Source organism: Tunturiibacter gelidiferens (assembly GCF_013410115.1).
Taxonomy (GTDB): Bacteria; Acidobacteriota; Terriglobia; order Terriglobales; family Acidobacteriaceae; genus Edaphobacter; species Edaphobacter gelidiferens.
Window position 1 is genome coordinate 1,047,519 of the sequence record NZ_JACCCV010000002.1, and the last position, 17,992, is coordinate 1,065,510.

A 17,992-nucleotide genomic window follows, 5' to 3' on the forward strand; every position below is an offset into this window, starting at 1 on the left:
AGAGACAGATTACGCCTTCCACCGATTGAGGAAAGCCGTGACGGCTTCAACGCTGGTGTGCTCGAACTCCTTCTCGTGTTCGGCGTAGAGGAGGGTGCCGTGGGCGTCGATGACAGCGAGAGAAGGAATGCCATGGGCGATGGGAACATGATACTTCTTTGCCACATCCACGTTGTGGTCTACATGGCCGGTATCGATGTGCACAACAAGAAAGTGCTTGGCGAGGAGTTCCGCATTGGGACTTTGGCGGTAGTAGTAATCCAGGACCTGACAGTCACCGCACCAGTTTGCACCGAAGTCGAGGATGATGCGCTTGTGCTCGCGGCGGGCGGTGACCATTGCGGCGGCAATGTCAGCATTGGCGTTGGCGGTCTCTGAGTAGAGGTTCCTGTTGACCATGAAGACGGACTGAGCAGAGGCCGGAGCGAATGAAGTCATCATGAGCGCCAGAAGCGCTACTGCAACAGTGCGAATCGTGATGCGACGTATCGTGTTCATCGAGACCTTGTTCGTAGGACAGGACTGTGAGGGCGCCCGCTGCGATCCGGATATCTACATTCAATCCCGATATCTACAGATGATGCATGAAGATCAGGGAGTAACGCAAAACTATGCTGAGAGAAGCCGGTGACGGCTACTTCCCGGCATAGTAGCCGTCGCGGGTCTGGACGACGAGACCTTTCTGATGGATGTCTACCGCGACCTGATGGTAGCCGTTCGAAGCTGCGTCCTGGGCGGGGGTGTAACCGAGGCGGTACTGTGCTCGAAGCTCTTCCGCTATCTGGTTATAGATCTGAGCGACGTCTTGATTTTTCTTTACCTCGAAGAGACGGCCACCAGTCTCCTGTGCCATGCGTTCGAGGATCTTCTTTCCGTCGACCTTGCTCTGGCTGGGATAGTTCCCCCCATTGCCACCCCCATTGCCACCTCCGGGATAGCCGCCACGGCCGCCGGGGTAGCCACCACCAGGATATCCGCCCCCGGGGAAGCCACCGCCAGGATAGCCACCACGGCCATGCTGAGGGTTATTGTTCTGCGGATGGGACTCTTCCCCTTTGAAGTAAATGGCATAGATGATGGTGTCGGCTCGCTGGGCGGCTTCGATGGATCGCACGAGATTCTCCTTGCTGTTTCGATCTACACCATCTGAGAGAATGATCAGGGCTTTGCGGCCTGTCTGCTTACTCATCAGCTCGTCGGAAGCCAAAAAGAGAGCATCATAAAGAACGGTCCCTCCCCGGCTGTGGCTGCGGCTGTCACTATCGTCATCAGCGGAGGCGGGGGCGGGAGTATCGATCTCTTTCAGAGCCCTTTGGAGCAGCGGGCGCGAAGTCGTTAAGTCCTGCAACAGCTCCGTTTGACGCGCAAACTGGACGATGAAGGCCTGATCCTTCGGGTTGGTGAGCATCTGATCGAGGAAGGTGCTGCTCGCGGTGCGTTCTTCGTCCAGGACACCGCGCTGGGACTGGCTGGTGTCGACGAGGAGGCCGAGGGTGAGCGGGAGGTTAGTGTCCTTGTCGAAGTACCGGATGGTCTGGGCCTTACCGTCCACCTGAAGGGTGAAGTCATCCTTGGTAAGGTTCTGGATAAGTGCTCCCTTTTTGTCACGTACGACCACGGGAAGATTGACCAGCCGGGCGTCGACGGCGATCGTCGCTGCCGTGGTGGAAGGGGACTGATCGGGCGGAGAGGTTTTTTGTTGTGCGGCGATGCTCGGAACGCGCAGGCCGGAGGCGAGTAAGACAACGACCATAACAAGAGGCCGGAGCAGGTGGGGGGCGATCATGTGAGTTTAGACGACACCGGGTGGGTGGGGTTTCAAACTGGAGTCGTTTGACCTGACGTTTTTGCTGACGAGAAATCTCTGACTTGCTACTATCGATTCATCGTTCAATCTGCTCTTCCGCATTCCGGTTTCTCTGATTCAAGTGAACCGCTTGCAGAACGAAAATCCTCGGCTCGTGGAGTCTTTGCGCCCTCGGCTCGGGAGCCGTTTGCAATCGCCAGCGGATCTTCGTAACTTTAACGGCCGCGTTTCCTGAAGAAGCAGGCGAAAGATAGGTGGAGTTGCTCTGCGCGATAAGGTGTTAGACAGCTCTCCTTGCAGTATGCTGACAGCGTTGGGAAAATGCTGGAACGAGAATGCAATGGACATAAGCAAGAGCGTTGGCGAAGCGTCGCTCGATGTAGAGCTGGCTCATTGTGCTGCTCCTGAAGTCACAGATACACACTCGCGCTCCGGGTCCATTCACTGGCGACACCTGATCGCTACGTTCTTTATTCTGCTGCTTTTTTCCTGGCTGGGGATTGTGCTTTCGAGACAGTCGGATGGAGTTGCGACGATTTGGTTCACCAACGGACTTTTGTTTGCGCTGGTGGTTACGCGCCCGAAAAAAACCTGGATCCCTTATTTCATTGCGGGTTTCCTGGCCGATACGCTGGCCGATGTGATCTACGGCGACCCGTTGCGGCTGGCGATCGGCGTGTCGGTAGCCAACTCGGTGGAAGTAATCACCTCATCTGTGCTGTTGACGCGCTGGTTCGGCAACCCTCTGCAGCTGACGAAGCGCCTTCCCCTGCTGGGCTTTCTTGGCGTCGCGGTCGTTGCGGCGACGGCGCTGACCAGTGCTCTGGGAGCTTCGTGGACGTTACTCTTTGTGAAGGCAGGCCCCTGGTGGATGCTGTTTCGTACTTGGTACCTGGGTGATGTGTTGGGGATGGCGATCATCGCGCCACTAGTCTTCATCTTGCAGCGGCCAGGCTTCTTTACGATGCTGCGAAGTCAGGAACTGCCGAGAACACTGTTATTACTGATGGTTCCGGCGGCCGCGACAGCGCTGGTGTTCAGCCACAGCAAAGACCCGCTCATCTTCTTTATCTTTCCCGCGCTGTTGCTGGTGGTGTTCCGGTTGGGTTTCCCGGGCACGGTTCTAGCCGTGTTTGTAATTGCACTGATCTCGATCTGGTTCACTGTCACTGGACACGGGCCGTTGATGCTGATTACTGGTACAAATCTGCTCCACAAGATTGTGATTGAGCAGATCTTCCTTGCCGTGGCCCTCTTCACCTTCTTTCCAGTGGCGGCTCTACTCGAGGAGCGCAAAGCGCTCGAGATTTCGTTGCAGAAGAGCGAACTGCGATACCGCGAACTGGCCAATGCGGATTCCCTGACCGGTCTTGCCAACCGGCGGGCCTTTGATGAAAGGCTCGAGGAGGCATGGCACCGGGCTATGCGCGATCAGCAACCGCTGTCGCTGCTGCTGATCGATGTGGATCTTTTCAAAGCGTATAACGACCTCTATGGACATGTTGGCGGGGATGAATGTCTGCGCTGCATCGCGAAGGTGATTGCAAGTGCGTTACAAGGTAAAGCTGAGATCGCAGCGCGTTTTGGGGGCGAAGAGTTTGCCGTGATCCTGCCGAACACGACGATCGAAGTTGCGGTGCGAGTGGCGGAAAACGTCCGCGAGGCTGTCGCATCCTTGAAGGTGCCGCACTCGGGTAACCAACTTGGAATCCAAACCATCAGCGTGGGGGTGGCGGCGGAGGTACCGAACCGGAACACTGCGGTGATATCTTTACTAACGGCCTCCGATCACGCGTTGTATCGTGCCAAGTATCTGGGACGAAACCGAGTGGAGTCGACGACGGCGGTGAAATCGACAGCCGAGATGTCCACTGCGGATTCGACGGCCTGACAATGCGGGTCCGCCATCTCGTATTTTGCCAACGCAATGGGTTGAGAAGAATGTATCTTGACGGGACGATGAGACAACTTCTTTGGCTGACAGTTGGTTGTTTCTGTGCGCTCCTTGGAGTCGGGTGCGCCTCAAACTCGGCTACGGCTGCTACACCCGCTCACTCGCTGGTCGCAGCAACCGTGACGAAGCCTCCCATGGGATTTGCAAAGACCGTCGTGTTATGGCCAAACGGAGCGCCCGGCGCATTGGGCGACGGTGAAGGAGACGTACCGAAGATGTATGTGTATCCAGCACCGGGGGCTGGCTTACATTCTGCTGTGATCGTGATGCCAGGCGGCGGATATGTCCATCTGGCGATCGAAAAGGAGGGTGGGGAGGAGGCGCGTTGGCTGAATGCGCATGGCGTAACAGCTTTCGTGTTGGAGTACCGGCTGGGACCGCGATACCACTTCCCTTCTCCGATGCTGGATGGCGCACGGGCGATGCGCTATGTACGCAGCCACGCAGCAGAACTGGGAGTAGCGAAGGACAAGATCGGGCTGTGGGGCTTCTCGGCTGGCGGTCACCTGGCAGGCTATCTGGCAGCAGTGAATGATAACGGCTCTTCGGGCGCTGAGGATCCTGTTGATAGAGTCAGCGACCGGCCGGACTTCGCGATTGTGTCCTATGGGCGATTCACAATGGACGACTCAGTACCGAGAAGGACGAATATGGAGGGGCTGCTGGGCGACCATCCGACGAAGGCAATGTTGGACTCGATCTCGGTGGTGAAGCTGGTGACGAAGAATACCTCTCCCTGCTTCATCTTCTCCACTACGGCCGACCAGACTGTCAATCCGATGAATGCAACGGCATTCTACGACGCATTGAAGCAGGCCGGTGTGCCAGTGGAGCTGCACATCTTCGAACGCGGGCAACATGGAACGGGAATGGCTCAGGGGATGAAAGGAATGTCCGAGCTAGCCATCTATCCGACACTGCTCGCGAATTGGATGGAAATGCATGGCTGGATGTCGCAGGAATAGTGTGCCGAAGAGATCGCTGCGCTCGTTCAAGCGAGATGGAATCAAAAAAGTTGATCCCAGGCTGCTAGGAACGAATAGACTGCATTTGGTATCGCTGCGGAATAAAAGTCGAAGGCAAACGTTTTACAAGGTGCACGTGGATCACGCATTTTGATTGCGAGAGAAGTTGCTTCGTCCGGTTATGCTAGCGGACGGGGGGTTAGAGAAGCACGATGCTGGCGCTATACTTGCACGTATTTCGAGGTATTTCTTGAAGGCTTCTGCGCTCGAATCCCAGCGATCCTGGATTTGGAAGACGATTCTCTCAGCGGCGCCGGTTTCGCTGGTGGTGGCGGAACTCTGGCGAGTCAATCATGGGGCCGAGTTCGGAAAGTTGAGCGCTGTCTTGATTGCAATATCCGGCACCGCCGTTGCAATTTGGGCGCTGTGGCGCGAATATAGCCGCGTAGAGAAGCTAAGAGGGGCCGAGCAGGCGCATTCACAGTTTCTGGCAGCCGCCGAGACCAGTCTGGATGCCTTTGGGCTCTTTGAATCTGTACGAGATGAAGCAGGCAGAGTCGTAGACTTCCGAGTTCTGTACGTCAATGCCAACGTTGAGAGACTGACGGGACGATCACGTTCTGAGCTCCTGGGACAGACTCTGTGCGCAGTGACTCCGATTAAGACCACGGGGCCGATGTTCACGAGATTTTGCAGAGTTGTCGAGACTGGGGAATCGCTCAACGAAGAGTTTCCCGTAAGTTACCCGAGCGTCAAGGCAACCTGGTTGCGAACCCAGGTCGTCAAGCTCGGAGATGGGCTGGCCATCACCTTCAGCGATATCAGCGAAGCCAAGGCGACGCAGGAACGATACGCGCACCTGGCGGAGTTTACGGACTCTGTCTTTCAGAACGCTCCCTTCAGCATTATCGCGACCAATATCGCGGGAATGATTACGGCAATGAACGGGGAAGCAGAGAAGCTGACGGGGTATCGCCGCGAGGAACTAGTCGAGAAGGCTTCACTAACAGTGCTGCACGACGAACGAGAGCTGTTGGGTAGGGCGGTCGCGATCGACTCTGCCGCGACGTTGGAAAAGTATGGGTTCGAAGTTCTGACGACGAGGGCGGCCGCGGGAAAGATGGAGGAACAGGAGTGGACGCTTGTCCGACGCGACGGCGCACGAACCCCGATCAATCTGGCCATGAGAGCCGTGACCAACGAGGCCGGTGAAGTAAGCGGCTTTGTGAGCATCGCGTTCGACATTACGGACCGGCGCCAGATGATGGAGTATGTCACTCATTTGGCCACACACGATCAATTGACGGGACTGACCGGGCGCGCGCTTTTGCAGGACAAGACCGTTCAGACGGTGGAACTGGCACGACGGTATGGAACCAAGGTCGCAGTCTTTGTCATCGATCTAGATCACTTTAAACGTATCAACGACTCCTTGGGACATTCGGCAGGGGACCAGATTTTGATCGAGGCTGCGCAGAGACTGCGTCGCTCCGTGCGCAGCACGGATGTGGTGGCGCGGGTAGGTGGAGACGAGTTTGTTGTTGTAATGCCGGACATCACCAACGTGGACGACGTTGAACAATGCGCAGCCAATCTGGTAGCCGCGTTATCTCCGGAGATATCAATCGAAGAGCACCTGGTACGTGTGACCGCGAGTGTCGGAGTCTGCATTTACCCCGACTTCGCAAGCGATGCCAAGCATCTGCTCAAACGGGCGGATTCGGCAATGTACGCGGCAAAGGAGAATGGGCGGAGCCAGTTCCAGATCTTCAGCGAGAGCATGCTGAAGGAGACGGCAGAGCGACTGACGATGGAGCATGCACTGCGCCACGCATTGACGAATAAAGAGCTCAGCATGCATTATCAGCCACAGATCTCGCTGACCACCGGAGCCGTTACCGGCATGGAAGCGTTGCTCCGCTGGAATCATCCTAGACTTGGAAGCATCTCGCCATCGCAATTTATTCCATTGGCAGAAGAGACTGGACTCATTGTGCCGATCGGGGAGTGGGCCTTTATGACCGCATGCTGCGAGGGGAAGGCGCTGCAGGACGAGCTTGGGATGGATCTAACGGTCTCAATCAATCTGTCGCCACGGCAGTTTCAGCAAAAAAATCTCGTCCCTATTGTTGAACATTCGCTGTCGAAGAGCGGTCTCTCTCCCGAGAAACTACAGATCGAAATCACGGAAAATATGTTGATGGTCAACTCCGAGCATGTTCTGGACAAGTTGCAGAGAATGAGGGAGCTGGGAGTCCGTATCTCCATTGACGACTTCGGCACGGGATTCTGCAGCTTCTCGTATCTGCTGGAATATCAGGTCGACCGGCTGAAGATCGATCAGAGCTTCGTGAAGAAGGCCGGAACCGACGCCAATGCCGCGGCCGTGGTTCGAACGATTATCGCGATGTCTCACGGGCTAAATATTAAAGTAGTCGCCGAAGGGGTCGAGACCGATGAACAGATGCGATTTTTGTTGCGAAGGAAGTGTGACGAAGCGCAGGGCAACTTCATTGCGAAACCTGTGGCGATGGCGGAGTTCAGTGACGTGATAAGGCAGTACGCCAACGGCCCCGCCGCTCGTGCCTCGGAGCCCGTTACCGGATTGGTTCGGTAGAGGACTTTTGGCACAGCGACGATCGCGACGGAGGTATCCCTGGGCGCGCGACAACCGCTGAATCTTCAGAAACTACTTGTGATTGCTAGGTCGTTGCCCGGCTGCGCTTGATCAGGTGGTAGATGCCCAACAAGATGAGGGCACCGACAAGCGACATCAGAAAGCCAGCGGACTGATCAGGCTCATAGTGACCAATAGCCCGGCCGAGGAAGGTCCCGAGGAAGGACCCTGCTATGCCGATCAACATCGTAATGAAGATGCCACCGGGCTCTTTGCCCGGAATGATGAGCTTGGCAAGCGCACCGACGATGAGACCGATGAGAGCCGTCCAAAGCAGATGAAACATAGCTGATCCTCCGTGTTTGGTTTTCCGGGGCGGCCGGATACGTCTCGCTGGATGGGAGAAGGATACTCTTACTTTGTGCCGACGCAAGAGTTTGATCTTGCTGATTCGGAGATTTTCGGTAAGAGAGTACGGCGGGTGGGCGCGCTTTATCCGGTCAACAAGACAACCACGTTGCAGATCGGCGAATGACGACTTAGGCACTGCGGACGATCAGATCGTTCTTCCAAAGAGCCAGGACCACGTCCATCTGGCTGTTGTGCGCGATGTCTTCGCCGTCGGTGACCTCAGCCCAGAGCGTAGAGACAGTCTTGTGGGTGCCTGCGTTGAGAAGCGCTACGGCACGAAGAGCATAGGCCTTGGCCTTGTTGGATGGAGCATATTGCCCGGCAGGAATTCCCTTTACCAGGCCGGCTTCACAAAGACTGAGGAAGGCGAACCGGGGGCCACCCTTTCGCTGGGCCGAGGGGCTGGTCGGATAGAGTTTTGCGGTCGCCTGGTCCCAGCGAGCTGCGGGCGTGATCGATTTGCCGTAGGTATCCATGCGGGCCGCGATCAGAGCGGCCTCGCCGTATTTGTTCGCCATAGTATCTCTCCTGTGAGGATTGTTTCAGATCCGGTAGCAGGCGTGATCGCCGCTCGCACGCGATCGTGCTGCCGAGGCGGTCTCGCCCAAACCTGACGATCGATTGCCGAATCGTCCTGCGACGCTCCCGGTCTGGTCAGGTCTTTGAAGTTGGCTTGGTCGAACTTTGTTTCGTCGGGCCGGTGCCTGATGGGTCAAGTGCGGTGTCTTGCCAGAGCTTGATGCCGCCGTCTATCGCGTTTGTGTTCGCGCCCAGAATCACATGATTGGGCAGGGACTTCATCATCTTGGCGTTGCCACCGCCGAGGAGCACGGTGTCGCAGACCATCGCGGCCTTGAGGCGGCTAATGATGTCGAGGACGGACTTTCTCCAGCGCTTGACTCCGCGACGTTCGAGGCCCACGAGACCGATGTACTGTTCGTAGGTCAGCCCTTTTTTGTAAGGCAGATGAGCGAGTTCGAGCGGGATGATGACGCCATCGAAGATCATTGCCGAGCCTAGGCCGGTGCCGGTGCCGAGGAAGAGCATGCGCCCTCCTTTGTAACCGCCGAGAGCCTGCATCGCGGCGTCGTTAATGAAGCGGAGGGGCTTGCCGAATGCCTTCTCGTATGGAAAATCGATCCAGCCTCCGCCGAGGTTATGGGGTTCGGCGATCGGACGATGGTGGACGACCGGACCAGGGTAGCCGATGGAGACGCAGTCGTAGGTCCATCCGGCGGTGGCGGCGAGGACGTCTTGGGTCATTTGTTCAGCGGTCATGGTGGGACCGGAGGGGATCTTGATAGGGACGCGCATGTCGGTCGAGGCAACCTTGATGTTGGTGCCCCCGATGTCGATGACCAGAACTTTCATTGAATTGGATGTTAGCAGCGTTGCGGATACCTTTGGATACTTTGGCGGAAGGTGATCAAAACGGACGCTCCAGACTTCCGGGGGGTACCCCCTGGGGGGGTTATACCACTCAAGTATCGCTTTTTCAGCCACTTACAATTTAGCCTCTCTCTAAAATTAACATAGCAAAGGACTTATAGGCAAAAACGTCATTCCATTGGGGTTATAGCCTTGGTCACCAACACTCGACGTATTCGGTCCTTCACCCTAGAACCTAATTTCAATTTTACAGGATGGGACATAACTTATACGCCACGCCAAAAGCCTTACTGGACGCGGGTTTTAGCGCGTTTGGGGGTTGACAGCCATTTTTACAGGGAAGTTTGCCCATGTCTTTGCCTCTGTAAAAAAGTGGCGGGTTCTGTGGGTAGCGCTACAAAGGGTTTTCGGTAGTTCTCCCAATAGTCAAAGCGAAAACAAAGCGAATCTAAATTAATGAAGACATTATGAATCTTTTCGTTTGCATATTTTCTATCCGAATAAGTCTCTCAATACAATTGGTTTACATTTTTAAGACATTTTTATTGACAGTCGTATTTTATTTGGTTTATTGTGGTGATGGGCACATATGCCCTAGGAATTGATAATATGCGTCGAATCATTGTGGCCACTCTCGCCCTGTCCCCCATGTTGCTTCACGCTCAGGCAAATTCGCCTGCAAAAACCCAGACCTCTGCCGCCAACCTGCGCGCTGAGCTGGTTGCCGCACCGTTTGCCGGCGCTGAGTCCGATCGCGGTTCCTCTACAACCGCGGCTCCTGTTCGGATCTCCACCGGAGTCAATGTTCCCAAGTTGATTTACACCGTCGCGGTCGAATCGGACGCCGACTTCGCTCCAACGACCCAGTTTGAGCGAACCGCTGTTGTTGCGATGACGGTCGACCCGAGCGGTAAGCCGACGGATCTAAAGATCGTTCAGTCGGTCAACCCAGTGATGGACCGTAACGTTCTGGCTGCGGTCAGTCAGTATCGCTTCACTCCGGGCACACTGGATGACCAGCCTACTGCGGTTCCGGTCAATCTGGCGGTTGTTCTGCGTGGAGCCCGTTAGTTCCCTGTTTGACTGACAGCCCTCCCTTCAGCGGAGATCGTTGATGTGGGCCTGGTTCAAGCTGAAAGGCAGACTCTTTAGAGTCTGCCTTTTTTGCGTTGCAAGAAGAGGCGTTATTGTTGGGAGGCTGGAGTGGCGGTGGGGCTGCTCTGCCCTTTGCCATTGGGATTTGGGCGCAAGACAAGGAAGACCGCGATCGCTCCAGCGATGACGCAGGCGATGACGATCAGCAGGATGGGGCTGCAGAAGGCTTGTCTCTTCTCAGGCGGCGGGGTGGGGGAGGAGGCCATGGGTGGTTGGATGCAGAATGTGGAGGTCCGCGTTTTTTTATAGGTGCTGAAAGGGTGTATTTCGCGGGGGTTTTTGCGAAAACGTGACGGCTGCGTGAGGTCTTTTGACGGTGTGATCGCGGTGGGATGCGTGGTAAACGTGGTGAATCAATACCATCAAGATGCTAGATAAAAAATACGCCAGTTTTGTCGAATTTATTTTCGTCCACGGATGGGGGTGCGAACCGGTTGCGCTTCGTTGGTGGCGAGAGGCTTTTCACTGGTGGGTTCCGGACCTGAAATGGCGGCTCTGGGGCTGTGGCAAGCGATTTCGCTTGATTGGCGGGAGTGCGGGGTGGGATACTTCGGGTGAAAATGCGATGAATCGACGCGCGCGGCCTGGGCCGAGAGGACCTGCGAGTGCTCCCCGGAGGGAAGCATGGCGAGTGTTGCTGGAGTGGGTGTTGATGAGGGCATGATCGCTCCCGGGGCTGCCGAGGAGTTGGCTGGACCGGCGCACGCTGAACTGAGCGCCACGAGGCCAGTAGCGCGCGGGGAGCGGATAAGCAGCATGGATGTGCTGCGGGGCTTTTCGCTGATGGGCATCCTGGTGATGAACATCTGTGAATTCGCTTATGGATTTCGTAACTATGCGTATCCTCTGAGCACGGTGAAACCGGTGTTCGATGGACCGCACTGGAAGATCAATACGACTGTGTGGTTTCTGCGCTGGATCTTTGCCGAGGGCAAGATGCGTGCGCTGTTTTCCATGCTGTTTGGGGCGGGTGTGATCCTGCTGACGGAGCGGGCGCTGGCGCGAGGAGCAGGGATCAAGGCGGCCGACATCTTTACGCGGCGGAACATATGGCTGGTGCTGATCGGGATGATTCACGGTTACCTGATCTGGGACGGCGACATCCTGTTTTACTACGGCGTGGCGGCGTTGCTGTTTCTGTTTCCCTTCCGCAATGTTCGGGTGAAGCGCCTGATGTGGACGGCGGGCGTCATTCTGTTTCTCAACTCCGTGCTGATGATGGGGGGGCAGTACGGAAGCGCATACAGCGCGAAGCAGGCCGCGGCGAAGGCCAATGCGAAGCTGGCGCAACACCAGACGCTTACTGAGGATGAGATCGGCGATCTGAAGAAGTGGCAGAGCACGCAGGACAGATGGCGTGCTCCGGACAAGAAGAAGTACGAAGATATCGCCGCGATGCAGAAGGGGTATTTGAAGGCGCAGGGGCACGTGGCTGGGAATGTGTTGATGGGCGAGTTGAAGGGCGCTTACTTCGGGTTCGGCGACTGGGTCGGGCTGATGCTTCTTGGCATGGCGCTGTACAAGAATGGTTTTTTGCCGGGCCGCTTAAGCTTGAAGACGTACGCGTGGATCGCGGTGATCGGACTCGGGGTAGGCTGGGCTGTGACGGGGGTTGGCGCGTGGAAGGCATGGGCGGGACACTTCGACATGTTCAAAACTCTGATCTGGATGCAGGCTCCATATGACATAGGGAGGATTGCAGGAGCGCTGGGGAATGCTGCGCTGCTGCTGATTCTGTTGAAGACGGGAGTGTTCAAGTGGCTGCTGGCACGGATCGCATCGGTCGGACAGATGGCGCTGTCGAACTATCTGCTGACGAGCATCACGATGAAGACGATCTTCGTGTGGGGCGCCTGGCACTGGTACGGCTATGTGGAGTACTACAAGATCTACTATGCGGTGCTGGGAATGTGGATCTTCAATATGGCGTTCAGCTCGATCTGGCTGCGGTACTTTGAGTTTGGTCCGATGGAGTGGGTGTGGCGTTCGCTGACGTACTGGAAGCGGCAGCCGATGCGGATTCGGGCGGTGGCTCCGGCGCCGGTGGTTGCCGACGCTACTGTTTGACCATGCGTCAACACGAGGTTCGCACGCAGCTTGGCCGGGTACCAGTTCAGATGTTTGCGGCCAACGATCGCATGAACCAGATGCTGATCGAACATCTTGATCCTGCGGCGTGGAGAGCCAAGCCGCCGGCCAAACCGCCGGATAAGGCTCGCACCATTGCAGCGATCTTCACGCACGTGCATAACGTCCGCTGCAAGTGGGTCAGGCTTACGGCTCCGCATCTGAAGGTTCCACTACAACTGAACCGCGCGCACTGCACGCCGCAGCAGGCTCGTGAGGGATTGGCCGAGAGCGCCGCTCGCTGCGAGGAGATGCTGGCTGAAGCGCTGGGTGGTGAGGGCGGCCGCATCGAGAAGTTTCGCCGGGACGGGTGGGCTCCGGAGTGGCCGGCTGGCGTGGAGATGCTTTGCTACATGCTTGCTCACGAAGCTCACCATCGTGGTCAGGTGTGCATGCTCGCGCATCAGATGGGATTTGCGTTGCCGTATGAGGCGTCGGACGGGATCTGGAACTGGGAGAAGCTTTGGAGAGAGTGCGGGTGGCCTCGCGGTCCCGGCTACGGTTCTTAGATCATGTGGTTGCCTGCAGTAGTTTTTTTGGGTTGTAGACGTAAGTCAGGAACGCGTATCCCCACGGAACTGCGACGATGGGGAGTATGACCCACAGAAACGCGGAGGTGGTGCCTTCGGCTGATGAACCCGCCAACGTGCCCTTCGACCAGAGTGGGTACGCCACTACGATGAGCCACATGACTTTGTAGAAGACCTCGAGCAGCACGATCGGCAGCATCTTGAGAGGGCGAATGATTCCCAGGCCAGCCAGGGTGGCGAAGGCTGTCCAGAGGCACCACGCGACGGCATCCATTGGCTCCCACGGTCCCTGATGAGTGAGGATGTGGGTCCAGGTTTCTTTGCCCAGCACGAAGAACATCAGGATGTAGAGCAGGCGCAGGAGATAGATGTTGATGGGGCGGACGCCATCGTATTTTGCGGAGGGTTGAAAGATGTACCTGGGGCTAAAGGTCATGGAAGTATCCTCGACTCGCAGTGCACTGCGCTTCCCGGTAGCACGTGCACACTAGACCAAACTCGGCTTGGGTGGCAGGTCTCTATAGATAACACACTGCAAGGTTGATACAAGGTACCACTTGGACTGCGGCTGTCTCGACTGAGGAGGTGGACCCAAAGCGCGGAGAGCGGGATGACCTTCGATCAGCTTGAACCGTCCGCAAATGCGCTGTGAACCATCACGATGTTCTTGACTGATGCAGGAGCCAGAGCATCCTTCCCTGATTGTCATCTCTCAGTGGCTTGTGATGCGGGACATTACGGTGTGGCGTCGCTGTTCTACATCGCTCGACGAATTGGTTGCGCCGGTTTGACGTGTCGTCATTTCACCTGGACATCAAAAAGGGTTATTAGCAGGGCAGCTTGGTCTGAGCTGATGGTGAGACCGCTCATGGTGGCTGGTGTCCCCCGAAGGCCGTCGAGCCGGCAGCCGCGAATATCCGCACCAATGAGCTTCACGTGTGACAGGTCCGCGCGGCTGAGGTCGCAGTCGCGAAAGATGGTGCCGGACAGATCGGCGCTGTAGAAGTCTGCATCGGTCAGGTTGCAGTTCTCGAAGACGCAGTGTTGAAGGCGCGCCATTCGCAGGAGAGCGAAGTCCAGCTTGCACTCTTTGAAGAGGACGCTCTTCAGTTGGGCATCGGTGAAGATAGCGCCGGTGAGTCTCGTTGAGACGAACTCCACGCGCTCGATGGAGCTTGCCTTCAGGTCACCGTTCGCCAGATCGGAGCTTTCGATGCGGGAGTCGTGCAAGTGCAGCCCGTGTGCTGTTGGATCAGCCAGCGAGACGGAGTTTAGAAGACAGCGATCGATTCTCGCGGGTTGTCCGCGCGGACTTAGAAGCGGAGGCAAAGCCATGTCTGACCCTGTGGCGTCGCTTACCTGCCCGGATTCGAACTGCTCGGTAAAAGTCTCCGTGAGTAGATCAAACTCTATCTGCGGGGCGATGCGGCCCTTGGTCTTCGTCGCCATGCTTCCAGAATATCCTCACTGATTGGAGATGGTGGCGATGGACCCGTCCAGCTTGGTGAGATGCACCGTTAGTTTTTCGTTGTAGACGCGAATCTTGTCCTGCAGGAAGCTGATGGCGAAGGCCTCTCCGAGGCGGAGCGAATCGTCGCTGTCGCTGCGCCAGTGGATGCCGGCGTGAATGCCGTGGCCGAAGGTGATGTTGTGCGCGAGTTTGTTGAGCTCGCCGTTGATGGTGAGACTACCTGCGTCAGGGCCTGTGTAGGGGTTGAGCGAAAGACCGTCTGGTGCAGGCACCTGTGGGTTGGGGATGACGAAGTTTCCATCGTAGAAGAACTTGAGAACGGTGATACAAGCCCCGGCGACAGTGCCGTGACCGGTGGGGTAGGCGGGGTGAGCGGGCGATCCCTCAGGAAAGGCTTGCGAGAGAAACCAGCTGTTGTAGGCGGCATAGCTCGCCTGGAGGGCCTGCGAGTTGAGGAAGTTGTTGTTCAGCCTGGCCTGAAGGCTGCCCAACTGGGTTCGTCCTGGTGAGGTAGGCGATGCCGCCGCTGGACTCAGGCCGTGGACGCAAATGAACGAACCACTTTTGATACCAGACCGTGTCGAGAACACGCGCTGCTACTTCGCCGATGGTGGCGGAGATGTCCGGGCCACCTAGTGTGTCGAATCCATTTTGGGTGCGGGAGGTTGCGTAGGGATTGCCTGGATTGAGGGGTACGCCGAGGGTGTTCATGACGAGAAACGCGACGAAGTATGCCTGAAAGAGCACGTCGACGTGGGTCCACGCGGCGAGTCCACGGCCGTTTTGCAGGAAGCGAACGTTGGGGTCCGCTTGATTGGTGAGGCCTGTATTGATCCCGTTCTGGACTTGCAGGAATGAATCGGGATCCAGCATGTAGTTGAGACCGGCCTGATAGGTTATGTACTGATTGGTGAGGGGCAAGGGTCCGAAGAAGCTGGGTGTGATGATCAGCTGCGAGATATAGGGCCCAAGTGTCTCGCCTGGGTAGGAGCCGCGGAAGAGCAGATTGGGTGTGACCTGACCGGAATGCGTTCGCGGCCCGGCGTAGCTGGGCATGCTGGTCAGCTCGGCGCAGGCCGCGGCGGCTACGGGGCTGGTTTGGTAATCGGTGAAGGCTGTGTCGCGCAGCAGCGAGCACCAGTAGAGCTCGGTGAGCTCGGTACCCCAGGCGGGGCTGGAGAAGGCTGGCGGCGCTGGAACGACGACTTCGGTCTCCTGGTTGTGAGGAGAGGGTGAACTGCCGAATTGATGCGAGTCTGTTCCCTCGAGCGTGAAGGCTAAGCCGCCCTGTGGCCCGTTCAGAGTGCGGGTTCCACCAATGATGATGTTCTCGAAGTCCGATGGTTTGCCGCTGGCCAGAGCGGTCGTGAAGGTTCGATAAGCGGCGGGGTTTACCAAGCCGATCGAATCCTGAAGGACAACTTTAGTGTAGGTGGCCGAACCGTCGGGATAACGCTGCTGATCGCCGTTGGTTTGATGGGAAGGAATTGGAACAAGAGCCTGAGCGATCGCCGCGTTGAGACGGATCGCAAACGATGCCTGGACCCGCGGATTGCTTGGTATGCCGAAGCCGCTCGCGGTAGTCTGAACCTTCGCCGATGAGGGAGCCTCTTCGGAGCCGGACTGCGCCGACGCGAAGACAGGGGATGCGAGTGCGCCGGCGGCCAGTGTTCCCCCGATCTGACTCAGGAACTTGCGGCGGTTATGTTGGTTGAGGTTGGGTTGAGGGTTGGCATGCGAGGACACGAGATCCTGTAAGGAAGGCGGGATACTAGTTATGTCAAGCATGCGACGTTGTAGCACCGGCCTGGGCAAGGCACAATCGAAAAAACAGAGTTGCACCAAAAAATGGCGCTTCGCAATCAGGACAGCCGGGCTGAATTAATGTTGTGAGCTACGGGGCGAGCCCTCTTTGAAGCCTCTGATTACGGATGTTCGGCGGCGGCTTTCAAGTTGGCGAGCCCCTTGTCGAAGTCGGGGCCGATCACTTTGTCCATTGAGGTAAAGACGCTCATCACTCTGCCCGGGAAGAACCTGAGCGGGCCGTTCATGATCCAGTTGACGCGGGTGGTGGAACCTTCCGGTTCGAGCACGAAGTCGGCGGTGTTGTGGTTTTCGAAGGGCTTGAGGAAGTCGAGCTTGATGGTGGTCTTTGTGGGTTCGATGGCGAGGATCTCCATGCGGCCCTTGCCTACTTTGCTGTTCCCTTCCCACTCGTAGACGGAGCCGACGCCACTGGATGGGCCAGAGTAGGTGGTCTTCATGATGGGATCGAGGTGCGCCCAGGGCGACCACGCGTTCCATTGATGGAAGTCGTTGATGAGGGCGGCGATCTTTTCGGGCGGAGCGGCGATGGTGGTGGAGCGCTCGACTCGGAAACTGCTCGGCTTGGTGAGCGCGAGGAGAAGGATTGCAGCGACAGCCAGAACAACGATGAGGCCGATTGCTTTGAACATAGTGGCTCCCGGGAGTGAGCCGCCAGTATAGAAGTGGAAAGACGGTTCGCGCCAGCGCGAATGCCCACATCTCGGAGTCGAGATATGGGGCACCCGGCGTAGCTTGTTTTTCGCTTACGTTTGGTTCCGCACAGCAGGCACGCTAGATCATTGCTTCGAGGCGCACGTAGCTTGCTTCCATACCGTGTTCCATGCCTGTCGCCAGCATCGTTGCTCGCGTTTTCTCATCGGGTAGAGTCATCCTGATTGTCATCAAGGTTCCTTCGCCGTCGCGGTCGAAGGTGGTTTCAATGTGGTTGTCCGGCGTTGGATCCGGCAGGTGCATCCGTTCGACGTGGACGATTCTGCTGAAAGGGTTCAGTTCAAGGTACTCACCCGTTATGTGGAATCCGGCGCCTTTGCCGTTGGTCCACTCGTAGCGGAACTTCCCTCCAGGCTTCGCGTCGTTGATGCAGACAGGCATGCTCCAGCCTTCAGGGCCGAGCAGCCACTTTTGTAACAACTTCGGATCGGTGTGCGCGCGATACAGCGCTTCCGGCGGCGCATCAAAGCGCCTCGTCACAATCACATGGGTATCGCCTTCCGTCTTCAACGTCATCTTGCTCATCGCATCTCTCCTCTCTTCTTTGTGTCGATAGCGGCCAGAACTCCGTCCAGCCGGTCGTAGTTCTTCTCAAGCGCAGTGCGGAGCATTCCAAGCCATTGATTCATCGCTTCGATTCCCTCCTTCGCGAGACGACGGGGGCGCTTTGTGCCTTCCACCCGTCGCATGATCAGCCCAGCATCTTCGAGCACTTTGAGATGTTGCGATATCGCCGGTTGCGACATCTCGAAGGGACGTGCCAGTTCATTGACCGTGGCCTCGCCCAGTGAGAGCCGCGCCAGAATCGCCCGGCGAGTTGGGTCAGCTAAGGCGGAGAACTTTGTGTCGAGGCCATTCATAGGTTATAACTTATATAAGTAATAACTTATTGTCAAGATTTAAGTTTCATCATATGCGGAGAGTCGCTATTGACGGGTGGCTCCGGCTGTTTTCCATCTCACCCTTTGGAGAGTGCGCGAAGGATGGGGCACCCGATTATTTCTGGTTGGTGGAAATTGATGAAACCA

Annotated in this window: 19 protein-coding genes; 6 read left to right on the forward strand and 13 right to left on the reverse strand. The window is 56.9% G+C overall.

The annotated features are described in order from the left end of the window. Positions 1 to 9: 9 nt before the first annotated feature. A complete protein-coding gene (locus HDF12_RS16375) occupies positions 10 to 498 on the reverse strand; it encodes a thioredoxin family protein (protein ID WP_179585072.1) in 489 nt (162 codons plus the stop codon). Between the two features lie 136 nt (positions 499 to 634). Beyond that, entirely contained in the window at positions 635 to 1,753 is a 1,119-nt protein-coding gene (locus tag HDF12_RS16380; protein WP_179585073.1) for a VWA domain-containing protein, read from the reverse strand. Between the two features lie 394 nt (positions 1,754 to 2,147). Between HDF12_RS16380 and HDF12_RS16385 the strand changes: the two genes are divergently transcribed. From HDF12_RS16385 to HDF12_RS16395, 3 genes are all read left to right on the forward strand, one after another. Continuing rightward, on the forward strand, positions 2,148 to 3,698 hold the full coding sequence (locus HDF12_RS16385) for a sensor domain-containing diguanylate cyclase (RefSeq protein WP_179585074.1): 1,551 nt from the start codon (positions 2,148 to 2,150) through the stop codon (positions 3,696 to 3,698). Between the two features lie 197 nt (positions 3,699 to 3,895). Then, complete coding sequence (locus tag HDF12_RS16390; protein WP_257025707.1) at positions 3,896 to 4,726, forward strand: alpha/beta hydrolase; 831 nt, start codon at positions 3,896 to 3,898, stop codon at positions 4,724 to 4,726. A 250-nt stretch (positions 4,727 to 4,976) separates the two neighbouring features. Further along, the gene (locus HDF12_RS16395; protein WP_179585076.1) at positions 4,977 to 7,343 is read left to right on the forward strand and encodes a sensor domain-containing protein; all 2,367 of its coding nucleotides are present in this window, start codon (positions 4,977 to 4,979) and stop codon (positions 7,341 to 7,343) included. Between the two features lie 85 nt (positions 7,344 to 7,428). Here HDF12_RS16395 and HDF12_RS16400 read toward each other — a convergent pair whose 3' ends face one another. The 3 genes from HDF12_RS16400 to HDF12_RS16410 all read right to left on the reverse strand — a co-directional run bounded on the left by HDF12_RS16400 (position 7,429) and on the right by HDF12_RS16410 (position 9,125). Continuing rightward, a complete protein-coding gene (locus HDF12_RS16400; protein WP_179585077.1) occupies positions 7,429 to 7,689 on the reverse strand; it encodes a GlsB/YeaQ/YmgE family stress response membrane protein in 261 nt (86 codons plus the stop codon). A 193-nt stretch (positions 7,690 to 7,882) separates the two neighbouring features. Further along, positions 7,883 to 8,272, reverse strand: a complete 390-nt coding sequence (locus tag HDF12_RS16405; RefSeq protein WP_179585079.1) for a DUF6979 family protein — start codon at positions 8,270 to 8,272, stop codon at positions 7,883 to 7,885. 136 nt (positions 8,273 to 8,408) lie between these two features. Then, the gene (locus HDF12_RS16410) at positions 8,409 to 9,125 is read right to left on the reverse strand and encodes an ROK family protein (RefSeq protein ID WP_179585080.1); all 717 of its coding nucleotides are present in this window, start codon (positions 9,123 to 9,125) and stop codon (positions 8,409 to 8,411) included. Between the two features lie 627 nt (positions 9,126 to 9,752). On the opposite strand from HDF12_RS16410, the gene HDF12_RS16415 reads away from it, so the two are divergent. Continuing rightward, positions 9,753 to 10,214: a TonB family protein gene (locus tag HDF12_RS16415; RefSeq protein WP_179585081.1), complete on the forward strand. Its 462-nt coding sequence runs from the start codon at positions 9,753 to 9,755 to the stop codon at positions 10,212 to 10,214. Positions 10,215 to 10,327: 113 nt separating this feature from the next. Here the strand turns inward: HDF12_RS16415 and HDF12_RS16420 are convergent, their stop codons facing one another. Next, positions 10,328 to 10,504, reverse strand: a complete 177-nt coding sequence (locus HDF12_RS16420) for a hypothetical protein (protein ID WP_179585082.1) — start codon at positions 10,502 to 10,504, stop codon at positions 10,328 to 10,330. Between the two features lie 418 nt (positions 10,505 to 10,922). On the opposite strand from HDF12_RS16420, the gene HDF12_RS16425 reads away from it, so the two are divergent. Both HDF12_RS16425 and HDF12_RS16430 read left to right on the forward strand, forming a co-directional pair. Next, entirely contained in the window at positions 10,923 to 12,365 is a 1,443-nt protein-coding gene (locus tag HDF12_RS16425; RefSeq protein ID WP_179585083.1) for a DUF418 domain-containing protein, read from the forward strand. 2 nt (positions 12,366 to 12,367) lie between these two features. Next, positions 12,368 to 12,934 (forward strand): DinB family protein, encoded by a 567-nt coding sequence (locus tag HDF12_RS16430; protein ID WP_179585084.1) that lies wholly within the window; start codon positions 12,368 to 12,370, stop codon positions 12,932 to 12,934. 1 nt (position 12,935) lies between these two features. Here HDF12_RS16430 and HDF12_RS16435 read toward each other — a convergent pair whose 3' ends face one another. From HDF12_RS16435 to HDF12_RS16465, 7 genes are all read right to left on the reverse strand, one after another. Further along, positions 12,936 to 13,391, reverse strand: a complete 456-nt coding sequence (locus HDF12_RS16435; protein WP_179585085.1) for a hypothetical protein — start codon at positions 13,389 to 13,391, stop codon at positions 12,936 to 12,938. Positions 13,392 to 13,753: 362 nt separating this feature from the next. Further along, positions 13,754 to 14,404 carry a pentapeptide repeat-containing protein gene (locus HDF12_RS16440; protein ID WP_179585086.1) on the reverse strand — a complete coding sequence of 217 codons (651 nt, stop codon included), beginning with the start codon at positions 14,402 to 14,404 and terminating at the stop codon, positions 13,754 to 13,756. Positions 14,405 to 14,419: 15 nt separating this feature from the next. After that, positions 14,420 to 14,917 carry a phosphatase PAP2 family protein gene (locus HDF12_RS16445; protein ID WP_179585087.1) on the reverse strand — a complete coding sequence of 166 codons (498 nt, stop codon included), beginning with the start codon at positions 14,915 to 14,917 and terminating at the stop codon, positions 14,420 to 14,422. Continuing rightward, positions 14,811 to 16,172: a phosphatase PAP2 family protein gene (locus HDF12_RS16450; protein WP_179585088.1), complete on the reverse strand. Its 1,362-nt coding sequence runs from the start codon at positions 16,170 to 16,172 to the stop codon at positions 14,811 to 14,813. Before HDF12_RS16450 ends, HDF12_RS16445 begins: the two co-directional genes overlap by 107 nt. A gap of 179 nt (positions 16,173 to 16,351) precedes the next feature. Beyond that, positions 16,352 to 16,882 (reverse strand): SRPBCC family protein, encoded by a 531-nt coding sequence (locus tag HDF12_RS16455; RefSeq protein ID WP_179585090.1) that lies wholly within the window; start codon positions 16,880 to 16,882, stop codon positions 16,352 to 16,354. A 142-nt stretch (positions 16,883 to 17,024) separates the two neighbouring features. After that, positions 17,025 to 17,489 carry an SRPBCC domain-containing protein gene (locus tag HDF12_RS16460; protein ID WP_179585091.1) on the reverse strand — a complete coding sequence of 155 codons (465 nt, stop codon included), beginning with the start codon at positions 17,487 to 17,489 and terminating at the stop codon, positions 17,025 to 17,027. Further along, the gene (locus HDF12_RS16465; protein ID WP_179585092.1) at positions 17,486 to 17,824 is read right to left on the reverse strand and encodes an ArsR/SmtB family transcription factor; all 339 of its coding nucleotides are present in this window, start codon (positions 17,822 to 17,824) and stop codon (positions 17,486 to 17,488) included. Before HDF12_RS16465 ends, HDF12_RS16460 begins: the two co-directional genes overlap by 4 nt. Positions 17,825 to 17,992 lie beyond the last annotated feature (168 nt).